The sequence below is a fragment of the Rhizobium sp. P2_G2 genome, from assembly GCF_056403555.1.
In genome coordinates this window covers 1-1,581 of sequence record NZ_JBFUFF010000251.1, presented here as the reverse complement: position 1 = coordinate 1,581, position 1,581 = coordinate 1, and the positions used below count along the sequence as shown (strand labels likewise).

The window sequence follows — 1,581 nt, the reverse complement described above, 5'->3', positions numbered from 1 at the left end:
TTGGCGCCAATCTCCAGTTCCATCAGCTTCTCGGCCGTAAAGCCGATCATCTCGCGCAATAAATCGGTATCAGCACTATTCTCAACAAGCGAGCGAAGGGTCATCATGTCATCGGTCATCGGTGGTCTTTCCATCAGGTTTGAGCTTGAACAACCCGAGCCTACCGGAAAACACTGATGACCGCCCGCTACGCCGCTCACTCGCTACAGCGCTGTGGAGGGCGCGCTCGCGAGCGGCTTCGCTACCGCCGAGCTACACCTCCCCCAGGGACRCGACCGCCGGAGACCCCAACTCGTGAGAAGTAGGGTCTATGACAAGCAAGACGACGAACAAATTTTCCCCTGAAGTCCGCGCCCGCGCCGTTCGAATGGTGTCGGAACATGAGGCCGAACATTCTTCGCGATGGGCGGCTGTTTCCTCGATCGCGGCCAAGATTGGCTGCTCGGCACACACGCTCAATGAGTGGGTAAAGAAGTCCGAGGTCGATAGTGGCAAGCGAGCCGGCCTTCCGAGCGATGTTGCGGAGAAGATGAAGGCACTGGAGCGGGAGAACCGCGAGCTTCGTCAAGCCAACGAGATTTTGCGCAAGGCGTCGGCGTATTTTGCCCAGGCGGAGCTCGACCGCCCACTGAAGCGATGATTTCCTTCATCGACGAACATCGTTCGGTGCTCGGGGTCGAGCCGATCTGCAGACTGCTGCCGATTGCCCCGTCCACCTATTATGAGGTCATTGCCAAGCGCATGGACGTGGACCGCCTGGCGGCCCGCGCCCGGAATGATGTCGCCATGAAGGTCGAGATACGCCGGGTGTTCAACGAGAACTTCCAGGTCTATGGCGTGCGCAAAGTCTGGCGGCAGCTACAGCGGGAGGGCTTTGAGATTGCCCGCTGCACCGTCGCACGGCTCATGAGAGTGATGGGTCTTCAGGGCATCATTCGCGGCAAGCCCGTCAAAACCACCGTGTCGGACAAGACTGCCCCATGTCCGCTCGACCGCGTCAATCGCCACTTCAAGGCTCCCGCGCCGAACATGCTCTGGCTTTCTGACTTCACGTATGTCGCGACCTGGCAGGGCTTCGTCTACGTGGCCTTCGTCATCGATGCCTTCGCCCGCCGCATCGTCGGCTGGCGGGCAAGCCGTACCGCCCATGCGGGTTTCGTCCTCGACGCTCTGGACCAGGCACTTCATGATCGGCGGCCCATCCATCGCGGCGGGCTCGTCCACCATTCCGACAGGGGCGTGCAATACGTGTCGATCAAGTATTCCGAGCGGCTGGCGGAGGCGGGCATCGAGCCCTCGGTCGGCAGCGTTGGCGATTCCTATGACAACGCTCTCGCCGAAACGATCAACGGCCTTTACAAGGCCGAGGTCATCCATCGGCGAGGACCATGGCGCAACTTCGAAGCCGTGGAGTTCGCCACGCTYGAATGGGTGGATTGGTTCAACAATCGACGACTTCTGGAGCCCATCGGCAATATTCCACCAGCTGAAGCCGAAGAACGATACTACGCCATGCTGGACGAACCAGCCGTGGCCGCATAACTTAAACCAAACGGTCTCCGGCAAAGCCGGGGCGGTTCA

The 1,581-nt window shown here is 60.2% G+C and carries 1 protein-coding gene and 1 other annotated feature; the gene reads left to right on the top strand.

All coding sequences use genetic code 11. The features are described from left to right. Positions 1-310: 310 nt before the first annotated feature. Positions 311-1,542, top strand: a protein-coding gene (locus AC1D06_RS42525) for an IS3 family transposase (RefSeq protein WP_477991582.1) whose coding sequence is annotated in 2 segments (ribosomal slippage) — positions 311-608 and positions 608-1,542 — 1,233 coding nt in all. Because the reading frame shifts where the segments join, the coding sequence is not laid out codon by codon here. After that, positions 595-711 (top strand) — a sequence feature (AL1L pseudoknot). It overlaps the preceding gene by 117 nt. Positions 1,543-1,581: the final 39 nt, after the last annotated feature.